The 14,228-nt window shown below is 71.4% G+C and carries 12 protein-coding genes; 8 read left to right on the plus strand and 4 right to left on the minus strand.

The annotated features are described in order from the left end of the window. The first annotated feature begins 7 nt into the window (after positions 1 to 7). The 4 genes from ABGB01_RS30195 (at position 8) to ABGB01_RS30210 (ending at position 3,120) form a co-directional block, all read left to right on the plus strand. Positions 8 to 421, plus strand: coding sequence for a DUF4395 domain-containing protein (locus ABGB01_RS30195; protein ID WP_347776917.1), 414 nt, complete (start codon positions 8 to 10; stop codon positions 419 to 421). Then, a complete protein-coding gene (locus ABGB01_RS30200; protein ID WP_347649720.1) occupies positions 418 to 1,257 on the plus strand; it encodes a sulfurtransferase in 840 nt (279 codons plus the stop codon). Before ABGB01_RS30195 ends, ABGB01_RS30200 begins: the two co-directional genes overlap by 4 nt. Beyond that, positions 1,257 to 1,562 (plus strand): DUF1416 domain-containing protein, encoded by a 306-nt coding sequence (locus ABGB01_RS30205; RefSeq protein WP_132337667.1) that lies wholly within the window; start codon positions 1,257 to 1,259, stop codon positions 1,560 to 1,562. Before ABGB01_RS30200 ends, ABGB01_RS30205 begins: the two co-directional genes overlap by 1 nt. Positions 1,563 to 1,920: 358 nt before the next feature. Continuing rightward, positions 1,921 to 3,120, plus strand: a complete 1,200-nt coding sequence (locus ABGB01_RS30210) for a hypothetical protein (protein WP_347776918.1) — start codon at positions 1,921 to 1,923, stop codon at positions 3,118 to 3,120. Between the two features lie 60 nt (positions 3,121 to 3,180). On the opposite strand, the gene ABGB01_RS30215 is transcribed toward ABGB01_RS30210, so the two are convergent. Genes ABGB01_RS30215 through ABGB01_RS30225 form a run of 3 tightly spaced genes read right to left on the minus strand, consistent with a single transcriptional unit; the run spans position 3,181 to position 6,505 of the window. Then, complete coding sequence (locus ABGB01_RS30215) at positions 3,181 to 5,190, minus strand: hypothetical protein (protein ID WP_347776919.1); 2,010 nt, start codon at positions 5,188 to 5,190, stop codon at positions 3,181 to 3,183. Between the two features lie 8 nt (positions 5,191 to 5,198). Beyond that, positions 5,199 to 5,846 carry a hypothetical protein gene (locus ABGB01_RS30220; protein WP_347776920.1) on the minus strand — a complete coding sequence of 216 codons (648 nt, stop codon included), beginning with the start codon at positions 5,844 to 5,846 and terminating at the stop codon, positions 5,199 to 5,201. Beyond that, on the minus strand, positions 5,843 to 6,505 hold the full coding sequence (locus tag ABGB01_RS30225; RefSeq protein ID WP_347776921.1) for a hypothetical protein: 663 nt from the start codon (positions 6,503 to 6,505) through the stop codon (positions 5,843 to 5,845). Before ABGB01_RS30225 ends, ABGB01_RS30220 begins: the two co-directional genes overlap by 4 nt. A 170-nt stretch (positions 6,506 to 6,675) precedes the next feature. Here ABGB01_RS30225 and ABGB01_RS30230 point away from each other — a divergent pair, with 170 nt between their 5' ends. The 4 genes from ABGB01_RS30230 (at position 6,676) to ABGB01_RS30245 (ending at position 13,687) form a co-directional block, all read left to right on the plus strand. Next, complete coding sequence (locus ABGB01_RS30230) at positions 6,676 to 8,619, plus strand: hypothetical protein (protein WP_347776922.1); 1,944 nt, start codon at positions 6,676 to 6,678, stop codon at positions 8,617 to 8,619. Positions 8,620 to 8,785: 166 nt separating this feature from the next. Next, positions 8,786 to 11,683, plus strand: coding sequence for an ATP-binding protein (locus tag ABGB01_RS30235; RefSeq protein WP_347776923.1), 2,898 nt, complete (start codon positions 8,786 to 8,788; stop codon positions 11,681 to 11,683). A gap of 71 nt (positions 11,684 to 11,754) precedes the next feature. Then, a complete protein-coding gene (locus ABGB01_RS30240) occupies positions 11,755 to 12,984 on the plus strand; it encodes a MurT ligase domain-containing protein (protein WP_347776924.1) in 1,230 nt (409 codons plus the stop codon). Beyond that, positions 12,974 to 13,687 carry a glutamine amidotransferase gene (locus ABGB01_RS30245; protein WP_347776925.1) on the plus strand — a complete coding sequence of 238 codons (714 nt, stop codon included), beginning with the start codon at positions 12,974 to 12,976 and terminating at the stop codon, positions 13,685 to 13,687. Before ABGB01_RS30240 ends, ABGB01_RS30245 begins: the two co-directional genes overlap by 11 nt. 28 nt (positions 13,688 to 13,715) lie before the next feature. On the opposite strand, the gene ABGB01_RS30250 is transcribed toward ABGB01_RS30245, so the two are convergent. Next, complete coding sequence (locus ABGB01_RS30250; protein WP_347616931.1) at positions 13,716 to 14,078, minus strand: DsrE family protein; 363 nt, start codon at positions 14,076 to 14,078, stop codon at positions 13,716 to 13,718. Positions 14,079 to 14,228: the final 150 nt, after the last annotated feature.

A 14,228-nucleotide genomic window follows, 5' to 3' on the forward strand; every position in this document is an offset into this window, starting at 1 on the left:
TCCCACGATGCGTGCCGACCCTAGAGCGCTGCGTTTCGGCGCGGCCATCACCACGCTGGTCCTGTTCTCCGTCCTGGTGACGGAGAGCGTCTGGCCTCTCGCCGCCCAGGCGGCGGTCTTCGCGCTCGGAGTCGTCGGCCGCTCGCCCTATGTGATGCTTTTCAAGGCGTTCGTCAAGAGCGCGCCCAAGGAGACGGAAGACGCCCGCCCGCCGCGTTTCGCGCAGCTGGCCGGGCTGGTCTTCGCGGTCGCGGGCCTGGTCGGGTTTCTCACCGGGATCGTGCCGCTGGCCCTGGCGGCCACGGCCGCGGCTCTCCTCGCCGCATTCCTCAACGCAGCCTTCGGATTCTGCCTCGGCTGCGAGATGTACCTGCTCATTCGTCGTCTAACGCCCGCTGCCAACATGGAGGTATCCCAATGAGCCGCTCCGCCGCCCTGGTGGACGCCGACTGGGTCGAGGCCAACCTCGACACCCCCGGAGTCGTTCTCGTCGAGGTCGACGAGGACGTCAGCGCCTACGACAAGGGCCACATCCGTGGCGCCGTGAAGGTCGACTGGCAGCAGGACCTGCAGGACCCGGTGCGTCGCGACTTCGTGGACAAGACCGGTTTCGAGGCCCTGCTCTCCGACCGCGGCATCTCCAACGACGACACCGTCGTGCTCTACGGCGGCAACAACAACTGGTTCGCCGCCTACGCCTACTGGTACTTCAAGCTCTACGGCCACGACAACGTCAAGCTGCTCGACGGCGGCCGCAAGAAGTGGGAGCTCGACTCCCGCGAGCTGGTGCGCGACGTGCCCCAGCGGCCCAAGACCCAGTACGTCGCCAGCGAGCAGGACACCGCGATCCGCGCCTTCCGCGACGACGTGGTCTCCGCCATCGGCAAGCTCAACCTGGTCGACGTGCGCTCGCCCGACGAGTTCACCGGCAAGCTGCTCGCCCCCGCGCACCTCCCGCAGGAGCAGGCGCAGCGCGGCGGCCACGTGCCCACGGCCCGCAACATCCCGTGGTCCAAGGCCGCCAACGACGACGGCACGTTCAAGTCCGACGACGACCTGCGCACGCTCTACTCCGAGGCCGGAGTCGACTTCGGCAAGGACACCATCGCCTACTGCCGCATCGGCGAGCGTTCCGCGCACACGTGGTTCGTTCTGCACGAGATCCTGGGGCAGGACAACGTGAAGAACTACGACGGTTCATGGACCGAATACGGCTCGCTCGTGGGCGTGCCGATCGAGCTGGGGGAGGCCCGCTGATGACGAGCGCTGCACAGGGCTGCGGAGCGCCGGAGCAGACGATCGCGCTGCCGGCCGGGATCGATCTGTCCAACCAGGCCGTGATCCAGGGTGTGGTGACCGGTGCCGGCACAGCCTACGCCCGGCTGCTCGACGGGTCCGGCGAGTTCACCGGCGAGGTCGTGGTCTCCGACGACGGCGTCTTCCGGTTCTTCGCCGCTCCCGGCGACTGGACCGTACGCATCATCGCGGGCGGCGGCGTCACCCGCGACGTCCAGGTCGAGGCCAAGCTGGGCGAGGTCGCCCAGCTCGCCGTGGCCGTCTGAGCCCGTTCTCCCGTGAGGCCCGCGTCTTCCTGACGCGGGCCTTCGCGCGTGCGGGGGGCGCGTGCTCCGCAGCGTCACCGCGGCCCCGCCGGATACGCGTCCCCCGCGCCGATCGGCGAGCCGCACCTTCACGGGCCGCATACGTTGCCGGGGTCGGCTTACACGTCACTCATGTGTCACCGCCCTGGAACTGATCGTGCACGCAATCAGGGAGTTGCGGCTGCGGCAGAAGGGACAGACCGATACGATTCGACAGATGTCCGGTTCGACAGGTGTGATGGATCCGCCCCGACCTGGGCCTACGCCGGCTCAGCGGATGCCGTCGCCGTACTCGCTGCCCCTGCACACGCTACGGCTCGTGGGCAGATGCGCCGTGCCGCTGATCTTCTGGTTCGCGGCCGGCGAGCTGGTGCGCTTCGTGCTGATGTACGGCGCCACCGAGGTGGCCTACGGCGACTTCCGGCAGCTCCGGCTGGTGGCCGTCATGACCATGCTCACGCTGGTCGTCATGTCCGCGGTGACGGTCACCGCCGGCATGCTCTACTGCCTGCGCAACGCGCTGTGGGAGATGCGCGCCAGGGCCGGCGAGGGCGTGGCCGACGAGCGCTTCTTCCGTACGCTGGACCGGGTCGCCCCCGCCTTCGCCGTGCTCTACCTGGCGTGGGGATTCCACACCGAGGACGCCAGGGACATCTACCAGATGGACCTGTTCCACAACTTCGATGAAATGACGGACGCGTCCTGGTTCGGCGAGGATTCGCAGGTCGGCCGCGGCCTCGTCGACCTCGACTGGCGCGTGTCGCTCGGCGCGATGGTCGTCATGTTCGGGCTGAAGACGCTCTTCGCGAAGCTCGTGGAGCAGGGCAAGACCAGGTTCTACGGCTTCGCCGCGGCCTTCTCCGAGTTCGCGTTCATGTTCTACGGGCTGAACGCCACCGTCGCCATCGCCGACGCGCGCTCCGAGTGGATGGAGCACCGCACAGTCGTCGCCGGATCCAAGGAGGTCTGGTCCGAGGCGCAGAAGAACGTGCCGCTGTGGGACGGCATCACGAGCACGTTCGGGGAGATCTGGCCGCTGTTCCTGGACGCGGTCGCGGTCCCGCTGGCCTGGCTGACCGTGGCCATGCTCGTCTACGGCGCCTTCTCCGACGAGACCCGCACCCTGTTCAAGGGCACCCGCCTGGAGCGCGGCGTGGACCGCCTCGAGTCCAGCCACGACCTCACGAAAAAGTCGTTCGACCAGGTCACCATCGGATTCAGGGAGCGCTGGGTGCCGCTGGCCAACTCCCTGCGGATGGTCTTCAACGGCGGCGCGCCGCTCTTCGGCATGTTGTGCCTGTGCTACGTGGCCATCTCGGTGGCCGCCCAGTACGGCGACCGGGGGCTGCGGGCCCTCATCGGCTCGCGCGCGGAGTGGACGTGGGCCTTCGCCGGGCCGCCCGTCGGCTTCCTGCGCGAGATGATCACGACCGTGCTCACCATGGCGCTTCTGGCGGCCACGTTCGACATCGCGGCCACCAGAGCCCGCGCCAAGGGCGAGCGGCTCAGCGACGCCTGAGCCCTGCGAGGGCGAGCGACTCAGCGCCGCCTGACCCTTGGGACCCTGGGGACGAGTGGCTCAGCGCCGCCGGAACCGCAGCACCGTGTCGTCCTTCTCCGCCTTCTCCATGGCCTCCCTGTCGAACAGGTCCTCCACCGGCGTGTCAGAACGGTAGCCGCTCGGCCTGAACGAGATCTCGACCTCGTTCGCCACCGGCGTCGGCACGATGGCCACACCGTCGATCTTGTACGTCCTGCCCACCACCAGCCGGTCCGTCGGCCGCTCGCCGTCCTGCAGCTCCACGGTCCACGTGCGGTCCGCGCGGTCCGTCAGCCTGATCTCGTTGGGCGGAGCCGTCATGGTGGCGCTCGACTCGTTGACGACCTTCTTGGTGATGCCCACCTTCAGCCAGGTGACCTCGGGGCCGTGCTTGCTGCCCGCGGGCGCCTTCATGGGTGCCACCGAGGCCGTCCACTCGATGTTGTGGACGGTGCCCGCCTGGCCGGCGGCCACGACGACCTCCTTGGTCTCCTGCGCGGAGACCTTCTCGTAGAACAGGTAGCCGTCGACCGTCTGCGCGCCCATGGAAAGCAGCGACACGACCACGGCCCCGGCGGCGATCAGGACCTTGCGGTTGCGCGACCCCTTCGCCGAACGCCTCCCGCCGCCCGCTCGCGCCCTGCCCCGGACGCCGTCCTGAGCCCTCTCGCGAGCCCCGCCCGGGGAGCCACCCTGCGAACTACCCTGAGGACCGCTCTGAGGGCCGTTTTGGGGGCCATCGTAGGGCCCGCCCTGAGGGACGCCCTGAGGGACGCCCTGGGGTCCGCCTTGAGGGACGCCCTGGGGTCCGCCTTGAGGGACGCCCTGGGGTCCGCCTTGAGGGACGCCCTGGGGTCCGCCCTGGGGTCCGCTCTGGGGATCGTCGGGATGGGGCGTACGGTGCTGGGCGAGCGCCGCCGATGGCCCGCCGGCCGCGGGATCGGCGTGCTGGGGCAACCCGCCTGGCCCGGCAGTATGAGACGCGGCGACCGTTGCCGCCCCGGCGCCCGCGGCGGCGGCCTGCGCCGCCCCGGAAACGCCCTGAGGTGGCGATCCGGCCGGCGAGCCGCCGTACGGCGACGGCTGGTCGTACGGCGAAGGCTGTGGCGACGGCTGGTCGTATGGGGACGGCGGCTGGTCGGCGGTGGACGGAACGGCCGGCAGCGGCTGCGTGAGGCCCTCCTGCGGCTCACGGGAGGCGGGAGGCCATACCTGCTGGTCCGGAAGCCGATGCCGGGCCCGGCTCTGGGGCACGCCAGGAGCGCCCGCCGTCCCATGCCGTGGGGACGCCGCCTGTCCCTGCACCCCCCGCGCGGCCCCCTGCCCCGGACGCATGCCCTGCTCGGGGCGCGTGCCCTGCTCGGGACGTACGCCCTGCTCGGCCACGTCACCACCCTGCCCGGCGCGCCCGCCCGCCCCGAACAACGAATACTGGCCGGTCGGTTCCTGCCCGAAAGGGGAGCCCTGGCTGGGTTCCTGGCCGTAGGGGGAAGGGCTGGGCAGTTCCTGGCCGTAGGGGGAGCCGGGGGTGGGCGGTAGCTCCTGCCCCTGGGGTGGTGTGCCGTAGCCGGACGGCGGTGCCTCGCGGCTGCGACGCCCGCCGCGCCGGGCAGGCCGCTCGCGGCCGGACGGCACCTCGCCCGCCGACGGCAGCCGCGGCACGGCCGCGGTCTCGCCGTCCGGGGCCCCCTGCACCCTGGGTACGGGGGTGGTCTCAGGAGCCGGGCCCGACGGCACCCTGGGTACGGGGGCGGTCTCAGGAGCCGGGCCCGACGGCACCCTGGGTACGGGGGCGGTCTCAGGAGCCGGGCCCGACGGCACCCTCGGCACGGGCGCCGTCTCCTCGGGGCTGCGGCGTGCGCCCTCACCCGAAGTGAGATCGGGATACATGCCCTCTTCGAGCGGGATCACCTGCCCGGGAGGGAAGCGGCCCGAGTGGGCGCCGAGCCCCGCCGGGGCCGTCTGGCTGGGCGGAGGCGGCGGCGGGTCCTCTTCGCGGCGCCGGTCTTTCCTGGGCGCGAACCAGTCACGCTCGTCGTTCGTACTCATCCCTGCGCTCACTTCTTAGCCATCGAAAAGACGTCCTGAGGCGAGGTGGCGAGCTTGCGCGCGGCAGCCTCGTCCAGGCCGAGGTCGACCTCGACCTCCGGCTGGTACGACTCCACGAGGAAGGTCGGGGGCATCGCGAACACGACCCGCGCTCCCGGCAGCGCCGACGCCGGCACCTCGAAGAAGTAGCGGCCGCTGACCCAGATGTCCGGCTGCACCCAGACGTTCGAGAGGGTCTGCGAGCTGTCCACCCGGTCGGTTGCGCTGAACTTCTTGCCGTCCTCGGTCATCAGCACGGGCTGGCCCAGCTTGTAAGGCTTGAGGCTGGACTTGGCCGAGGCGTTGACGACGAGGAAGAGGTGGTCGGTGCCGATCGTCTTGTTGGTGGCGCTTTCGATCGACTTGGCGGTCAGGTACGAGTCGACCCGCACCGTGAACCGCTTGGCGTCCACGTCCTCGCCCTTGTCGCCCACGTAGGTCAGCGGCAGGCTCAGCTCGCCCTCGTCGAGGTACATGGTCTGCAGCATGATGGCGGCCCCGGCCAGCACGAGCCCGACGAGGGCGCTGAGCAGCCGCGAGGCGCCGGCGGGGCGGCGTCCGGCTCGCCGGCCCCGGCGGCCGGGCGCCACGGATGATCTTTGCTGCGTGTCGGTCACGCTGCGTCACCTTCCTTGACCGACAAGGTCACCCGGGCTTTGATGTCGGGAAGCCACTTGTCGCCTACTTCGGTGGCGACCATCTTCCAGCGCGGGGTGACGTTGTTGAAGTCGGGTTCCCACTCGAAGGCGGCCACGTCGAGAGAGATCTTCTGCGGCGGCTGTTCGGTGTCCTTGAGCCGGTAGCGAAGGACGACCTGGCTGGTGATCCCGGGGTGGAGCTGGCGGGACTCGTCTCCCTTGCTCCGGGCGAAGACGTAGGGGCCGGCGTCCTTGGGGAAGACGGGGTCGATCTTGACGAGCGAGCCGGCGAAGGACGCGAGGGTGAAGGCGGACTCGATCTTCTGGGGCGGGACGCCGACGGGGACGGTCTCGTCGCCGTTGTTCTTGACGTCGAAGACCACGTCCACGAACCGCTTGTCCTCTTCGAACCGGTTCTGGGCACGCTCCACCGTCACGCGGGACTCGACGACCTTGGTGGTGAACTGGCCTTGGTCGATCACCGCGCCCGGGCCCAGCGCCTCCGGCTCTTCCGGGGCCTCGCGCAGACCGCCGAGCAGGGCGGTGATGCCGACGGCCGTGAAGGCCGTCAGAGCGATTGCGGGCACCACTACGGGGCGTCTGGGCGTGTCACTGCTGCCGCCGGAGGGTTCCGTCATGAATAAGGATGGTAATAGGTCTCGCTTGTCTCATCTGCCGCAATGCTCCCATCGGAGTGGTCGAATTGCCGCGAAACCCTGCCACTGCGGGGGTTATAACTCATACGCTGGCACGGAACGGAAAGGGCTGACCCCAACTCCAAATGACATATCGGCGGCCGGAGGGTCACGTGGCGGACGTGCATCCCGAGCATGCCCAGCTCCAGGCGGACCGCATCTACCTGGGCTGGCAGTACATCCTGCTGCATCCCGACCCGGGCCCGCCCCCGAAGCGCCCGTCCCCCGTCGAGGACCAGCCCACCACCGGCGAGGACGACCCGGCCCGGCTCGCGCTCCTGCGCCGCGAGCGCCTCCAGGAGGACATGCTCAACCGGCCCGTACGCCTCTTCCGCACCTTCATGCTGGTCGTGACCGCGCTGATCCTGGCCGCCGCGGTGGCGGGCTACCTCACGTGGCCGTTCGCGCTGCTCGGCGTGGTGGCCGCCGGCGGCGTGGCGGGCATCTGCACGTTCGCGCTGCTGCAGGGCGACAGGGCGGTCAAACACCGGGTGGCGGAGCAGCAGGCCAAGGACGAGCGCCGGCGCCGCGAACGCGACAGGGAGCTGTTCCGCGCGCAGGAGGAGCACGCCCAGCGCTACCGCGAGTGGCAGGAGCAGAAGGACCGCCACGACAAGCAGCTCACCTGGTACGCCGTCGCCGTGCCCGACGAGCTCGACCGCATCGACGTGGCGGGCGGCACGTTACCCGGGTGGTCGGCACTGGTCACCCTGCTCGGGGCGACCCGCCTCTACAGCGGCGGCCACCTGACCGTGCTCGACCTGTCCGAGGGCGCGATCGCCAAGGACCTGATCGAGCTGGCCCGCAAGGGCGGTGATGACCCGCTGGTCTGGGTGCTCCCCGGCGACCTGGCCAAGCTCGACCTGGGCGCCACGCTCAAGCCCGAGGCGTTCGCCGACGTGCTGGCGCACGTGGTGAGCGTGAGCGAGGAGCACCGCAGCACGCGCGACCTCAGCTTCGACAACGCGATCCTGGAGCGGGTGCTCGAAGTGCTCGGGGAGAACGCCACGATCAGCCAGGTGACGGCCGCGCTGCGGGCGCTGGCGCAGGTGGGCGACCCGCGCGACGACCTGAGGTTCGGGCTGATCACCGCGACGCAGCTGGAGCGCATCGGCACGCTGTTCGGCCGCGGCGTGAGCGACCGGGTGGTGATCGAGCGGGCCTGGGCGCTGGAGTCGCAGCTGCGCAAGCTGGAGTCGCTCGGCACGGAGGCCGTACGCCTGCCGCCCGCCAGGCTCCGCGTGGTGAGCATGGACCGCCAGGCGGGCATGTTCGGCAACCGGGTGCTCGGCACGTACGTGGCCACCGCGCTCACCCACATCCTGCGCCAGTCGCCCGCCTCCGACCGGCCCTGGTACCACACGATCATCGTGGCGGGCGCGGACAAGCTGAGGGGCGACGTGCTCGACCGGCTGATGGACGCCTGCGAGACCTCGCGTACGGGGCTCGTGCTGACGTACCGGTCGCTCACGCCGGCCGTACGCGAGCGGCTGGGCCGCGGGCACGCGGCGGTGGCGTTCATGCGGCTCGGCAACGCCGAGGACGCCCGGGTCGCCAGCGAGCACGTCGGCACCGAGCACCGGCTGGAGCTGGCACAGCTCACCGAGACGATCAGCGACTCGCTGCCGGGGCTCGACGGCGGCTACATCTCCACGGTCGCGCAGGTGGAGGACGCCAGGGACGACCGCGACGAGAGTCACGACCTCGCCGGCGACATCACGGAGTCGACCGAATGGGGCAGGACCGCCGACAAGATCTCGGAGAAGGAGCGGGTGTTGCAGCGCTCGCGCGAGTTCCTGGTCGAGCCGCACCAGCTCCAGCAGCTGCCCACGACGTCCGTGATCGTCACGGACGCGACCGCCCAGGGCAGGCGCGTCCGCCTCGCCGACGCCAACCCGGCCATCCTCGCCTTCCCCAAGACCACTCTCGGCGAGCTGGAGCACGTACGCGACGCCGTGCTCGCCCTCGACCCCAGCGCCCAGGACGGCGACGGAGAGCCCCCTCCGAACCTCGGACCACCACCGCCACGCCTGGACTGGCGCAAGGGCAGGCAATGACATGGTCAATGTCAAGGCGACGAGCTGACGGTTGACGGAATTTACAAAGAACCGTCTGTGGGGGAATGAAATGCAGCCGAGCGTCTCGCTGAGCGGACCCTGGTACCGAATCCAGTCGATCGCAGCACCCTCGCGAAGCTCGTCGGCGGAATGGGATTTCGTCACCGTGCTTCCCGCGGTGCTTTCGGCGGCGCAACGCGACCGGCCGTTCGTCATCGGATGGCTGTCCAGAGGGTCGGGTGCGCCGCTGGAACTCATCACGAACGCGGGGCCGCTCTCGCCGCCACGCCAGCCGCGCAGGTCCACCGACGCGCCCGGCCGGCCGAGCGGGCCGCAGCCGCTGCTGTTCCCTGGCGGGGCGCGCGGCGTGCAACTCGACGAGGAGTACCTCGCCGATCTGGCGGACCTGGTGTGGACGCCGTGCCCGGGGCGGCAGGCGCCCCCGCTGGGCGGCAGGGGGCGGGAGTTCTCCGAGGTCGACCCCGACGAGCTGAAACGGCCGACGTTGTTCGAGTCGACGCTGGTGACGCTGATGTCGCGGCCCTTCGCGTGGCTGGTGGTGGCCGAGCCGACCGACCTGCTCGACGCCGAGGTGGCGCACCTGCGTACCCAGCTCAACGTGCTCAGGCAGTACGGCGACGCCTCCGAGCGCTCGCGCTTCGACGCCGAGCGCGCCGAGCGCCGCATGCAGGAGCTGGACGCCTTCCGCGAGGCGGGGCTCTGGAACGTGCGCGTGCTGGCCGGCGGCGCCACCGCGGACGAGCTGCGGCAGATCGCGCCCGTGCTCGTCGGGTCCGTCGAGATGAGCCACCACCCGTACCGGCTGCGCAGCTCGCACGGCGCCGTCCACGCGCTGTCGGAGGCCCTCGCCATCACCATGCAGGACCCGGCCGACGGGGCGGCGGCCCCGTTCGCCGCGACCGCGGGCGCGCTGGCCGCGCTGGCCGGGCTGCCCCGGCGGGAGGTGCCGGGGGTGCGCGTGCTCGAATCGGGCTTCTTCGACGTGACGTCCGAGGCCGACGCGGGTGAGCTGGAGCTGGGCGAGATCCTCGACGGTCAGGACAGGGGCGTCGGCACGTTCCAGGTGCCGCTGGCCACGCTGAACCGGCACGCGTTCATCACGGGCGCGACCGGCTCCGGCAAGTCGCAGACCGTCAGGCACCTGCTGGAGCAGCTCAGCAGGGCCCGCATCCCCTGGCTGGCCATCGAACCGGCCAAGTCCGAGTACGCCGCCATGGCCGGCCGGATCGACGACCCCCTCACGGTGATCAACCCGTCGGCGCCCGACGGCGTGCCGTTCAGCATCAACCCGCTCGAACCCGAGCCCGGCTACCCCGTCCAGGCCCACATCGACATGGTCAGGGCGCTCTTCATGGCGGCGTTCGACGCCGAGGAGCCGTTCCCGCAGATCATGTCGCTGGCCCTGCAGCGCGTCTACGAGGCCACCGGCTGGGACGTCGTCACGGGCGGCGCCGTCCCCGGCGCGAACGTCCCGCCCAGCGTCCCCACCCTCGAACAACTCCAGCAGCACGCCATGGACGTCATCAAGGAGATCGGCTACGGCCGCGAGGTCCAGGCCGACGTCGAGGGCTTCATCTCGCTCCGGCTGCGCTCGCTGCGCGTCGGCTCGGCCGGCCGCTTCTTCGAGGGCGGCCACCCCGCCGACATCGGCGGCCTGCTGGAGCGCGACGTCGTGCTGGCCATCGAGGACGTCGCCAACGACGAGGACAAGGCGTTCCTCATGGGCACGCTGATCATCAGGATCGTCGAGCACCTGCGCATGCGGGCCAGGCGGGAGAAGTCGCCCGAGCTGCGGCACGTCATCGTGATCGAGGAGGCGCACCGGCTGCTGCGCGACCGCGGCCACGGCCGGGCCTCCACCCACGCCGTCGAGCTGCTGGCCGGCCTGCTCGCCGAGATCAGGGCGTACGGCGAGGGCATCGTGGTCGCCGAGCAGATCCCGACCAAGCTCATCTCCGACGTCGTCAAGAACACCGCGCTGAAGGTCGTGCACCGGCTGCCCGCCGAGGACGACAGGAAGCTCGTCGGCGCCGCCATGAACCTCAGCGACGAGCAGTCCCGTCACGTGGTCTCGCTGCAGCCCGGCTCGGCCGCCGTCTTCGCGGACGGCATGGACCGGCCGCTGCGGGTGCGCGTGCCGCTGGGGGAGTCCAGGGAGAAGGTCGTGCCGGGACCGCCGCCGCCCATCCGCGGCCGCAGGTCGGCGGCCTGCGGCAAGCAGTGCCGCACCGGGCAGGCGTGCACGCTGGTCGAGCTGCGGGAGGCCGACGTGCTCGCCGACGCGCCCGAGTGGGCCTGGTTGCGCATCTGGTGCGAGACGGTCGTCCTCGCGTTCGTCAGCAACCGGCCGCTGCCCGGCGTGCCGCGCGCGCTGTCGGCCGTCTGGGCCGACCTGCCGGCGCGGCGCAGGGAGTGCCTGCTGGCCACCCTGATCGAGCGCTCGGTGCAGCGGCGCGCCTGGTCGCTGCGGAGCTGGTTCGACCCGGCGCTGCTGACGGAGAAGGCCGCGGAGACGGCCACGCGGCTGCTGTCCGCGCTCGACAGCGGCGGCGAACGGCCGGGGGCGTCGTGGGTCATCCCGCAGGTGCGCTGGCTGCACGAGGTGGACCGGCTCTTCCCGTACGGCCGCCCGGCCCCCGACCTGCGCACCCCGGCCCCGCCCATGGAGTACGCCCTCTTCCGCCAGCCGAACGGCAACGGCGTCGGCGACCTCGCGCCGACCGAGCTGCTCGGCCACCGGGCCAAGGCGCTGCGCCACCACCCGCTGTCGATGGAGGTGGACCGCAACCGGGAGCTGGCCTGGCGGGTGATCCTCGGGGACGACGAGAACGAGTCCGTGCAGCGGGACGTCATGACGGTCGCCATCGGCATCGAGTCGTCGGCCCGGCTCCGGCACGTCGCGCAGACGATGGGGGCCGGATGGCTGGAAGGGGTGCTGTCGTGGCCGCGCCGCTTCGTGTTGCCGTTCGACCACGGCGGCGTCCCGGAGATCGCTTTCGCCGAACCGCCGGCCGCGTCCCCCGCCCCGATTCCGACCCCCTGAGGCGCGCTGCCGGGCCGCGTTTTCCGCCGCGTAGGCGGCGAAGGGGCCAACCACGACTAGGATCCATGCACATGACCCAGCTTCCTCTGCGGGCGCAGCTCGCCAGTGCCCTGGGCCGCAGTGCCGCCACGCTGTCCAGGATGACGGGGCGCGGTGACGGCTCGGTGATCGGCGGCCGGGTCGGGCTGCTGCTCGAGCCCGACCTGCTGCGCAAGCTGGCCCTCGACCGCAAGCTGGCGCTGATCAGCGCGACCAACGGCAAGACGACCACGACCAGGCTGGTCACCTCGGCGCTCCTGGAGCTCGGAGAGGTGGCCACCAACGCGTTCGGGGCCAACATGCCGGCCGGCCACGTCTCGGCGCTCTCCCAGCACAAGGGCGCCCCCTACGGCGTGCTCGAAGTCGACGAGAAATACCTGCCCGAGGTGCTCGACACCACCGGGGCGGGCGTCGTCTGCCTGATGAACCTCAGCCGCGACCAGATGGACCGCGCCGCCGAGATCTGGCTGCTCGCGCAGAAGTGGCGCAGGGCGCTGTCGGGCAAGCCCACCCACGTCATCGCCAACTGCGACGACCCGCTCGTCACCTGGGGCGCCTCCACGGCCGCCAAGGTCACCTGGGTCGCCGGCGGGCAGCGGTGGAAGGAAGACTCCTGGTGCTGCCCCGAGTGCGGCGGCCCGCTCGACCGCAAGGACGCCGACTGGGCGTGCCGCGAGTGCACGTTCCACCGGCCGGAGCCGCAGTGGGCGGTCGACGGCGACGTGGCGGTCGACCCCCACGGCGAGCGGTGGTCGCTCGACATCCAGCTGCCCGGCGCGGCCAACCGCTCCAACGCCGTGATGGCGCTGGCGGTGGCCGACGCGTTCGGGGTGCCGGTGGAGCGGGCACTGCCCCGGCTGCGCGAGGTCACCTCGGTCGCGGGCCGCTACACCACGGTCGAGCGTGACGGCCGCTACGCGCGGCTGCTGCTGTCGAAGAACCCGGCGGGCTGGCTGGAGGCGTTCGACGTCGCCGACCCGCAGCTGCCGATCATCCTGTCGGTCAACGCCCAGGGCCCCGACGGTCGCGACACCTCGTGGTTGTGGGACGTCGACTACCGCATCCTGCGCGGCCGGCCCGTGTTCGTCACCGGCCAGCGCCGCCTCGACCTGGCGCTCCGGCTCGACGTGGCCGAGGTGCCGTTCACGCTGTGCGACACGTTCACCGAGGCGCTGGCCATGCAGCCGCCCGGCCGGGTCGACGTGATCGCCAACTACACCGCCTTCCAGCAGATCCGATCGGAGTTCGGTCGTGCCGTCTGACAGCGCCCTGCGTATCGTCTGGATCTACCCTGACCTGCTGAGCACCTACGGAGACCAGGGCAACGTGCTCGTCCTGGAGCGCCGGGCGCAGCTGCGGGGCATCGAGACGGAGACGATCCACGTACGCTCGGCCGATCCGGTGCCGGAGACCGGCGACCTCTACCTCATCGGCGGCGGCGAGGACCGCCCGCAGATCCTGGCCGCCGAGCGCCTGCGCAGGGACGGCGGCCTGCACCGCGCCATCGCCGGCGGCGCGGTCCTGCTGGCGGTCTGCGCCGGCTACCAGATCATGGGCAGCACGTTCGGCGGCGAGGAGGGCCAGCCGGTGGACGGCATCGGGCTGCTCGACCTCTCCAGCTCCCGCGGGCCCGCCCGGGCGGTGGGCGAGCTGGTGGCGGAGGTCGACGCCGCCCTCGACCTGCCCACGCTGACCGGCTTCGAGAACCACATGGGCGTCACCCGGCTCGGTCCGGGGGTCAAGCCCCTGTCCAAGACGCTCGTGGGCACCGGCAACGGCGACGGCTTCGAGGGCTGCTACACCGGGCACGTGGTCGGCACCTACCTCCACGGGCCCGCTCTGGCCCGCAACCCGGCGCTGGCCGACCTGCTGCTGTCGTGGTGCGTGGGCGATCTGGCGCCGCTCGACGACTCCCGCTACGAAGCCCTCCGCCGGGAACGACTGGCGGCCGTCCTGCCGAGCTGACCGGCGAGCCGCTCCCCGCGGGGAGCGGTCAGTAGACGAGGGCCTGGGCGCCCTCGGCGACCGCCTCCTCGACGAACGCCGGCGCCCCGGCGATGCGCACCCCGTCGATGAGGTCGTCGACGGTGATCTCCCTGCGGGCGGCGCACTGCGTGCAGAGCGTCACCCGGCCGCCGGCCAGCACGGCGTCGAGCAGGTCGCTGAGGGACGCGGCATGCGGCAGGCTGAACTCCTTGGCCCGTCCCGGCAGCGCGAACCACGACGCCTCGCCGGTCAGCCAGAGGGAAACGGGGACCCCGCTCGCGAGCGCGGCGGCCGCCACCGTGAACGCCTGGTTGCAGCGCTCGGGCGCGTCGGCTCCCGCGGTCACCTTGATCACCAGAGATCGTGCCATGCCCGTCACCCTAAACTACCGAGCATGTTGCGTCCTGGAAGCTGGTCCAGGCCTGCGGGTGAAAGTCCCGTCCGGGTAAGCATCGGAGCGCCCGGTAGCAGGCCCCGGTTCGTCGTGGAGACATGGCGGGCTGAGCGGGGTGTCAAGAGC

Origin of the sequence: Nonomuraea sp. B5E05, from assembly GCF_039880665.1 — a bacterium.
Classification (GTDB): Bacteria; Actinomycetota; Actinomycetes; order Streptosporangiales; family Streptosporangiaceae; genus Nonomuraea.

What these genes read in the sequence shown, in the direction of transcription:
- ABGB01_RS30195 (WP_347776917.1), top strand. Translation starts at nt 8, where the DNA reads ATGCGTGCCGACCCTAGAGCGCTGCGTTTCGGCGCGGCCATCACCACG.
- ABGB01_RS30200 (WP_347649720.1), top strand. Translation starts at nt 418, where the DNA reads ATGAGCCGCTCCGCCGCCCTGGTGGACGCCGACTGGGTCGAGGCCAAC.
- ABGB01_RS30205 (WP_132337667.1), top strand. Translation starts at nt 1,257, where the DNA reads ATGACGAGCGCTGCACAGGGCTGCGGAGCGCCGGAGCAGACGATCGCG.
- ABGB01_RS30215 (WP_347776919.1), bottom strand. Translation starts at nt 5,190, where the DNA reads ATGAGTACGAACGACGAGCGTGACTGGTTCGCGCCCAGGAAAGACCGG.
- ABGB01_RS30225 (WP_347776921.1), bottom strand. Translation starts at nt 6,505, where the DNA reads ATGACGGAACCCTCCGGCGGCAGCAGTGACACGCCCAGACGCCCCGTA.
- ABGB01_RS30240 (WP_347776924.1), top strand. Translation starts at nt 11,755, where the DNA reads ATGACCCAGCTTCCTCTGCGGGCGCAGCTCGCCAGTGCCCTGGGCCGC.
- ABGB01_RS30250 (WP_347616931.1), bottom strand. Translation starts at nt 14,078, where the DNA reads ATGGCACGATCTCTGGTGATCAAGGTGACCGCGGGAGCCGACGCGCCC.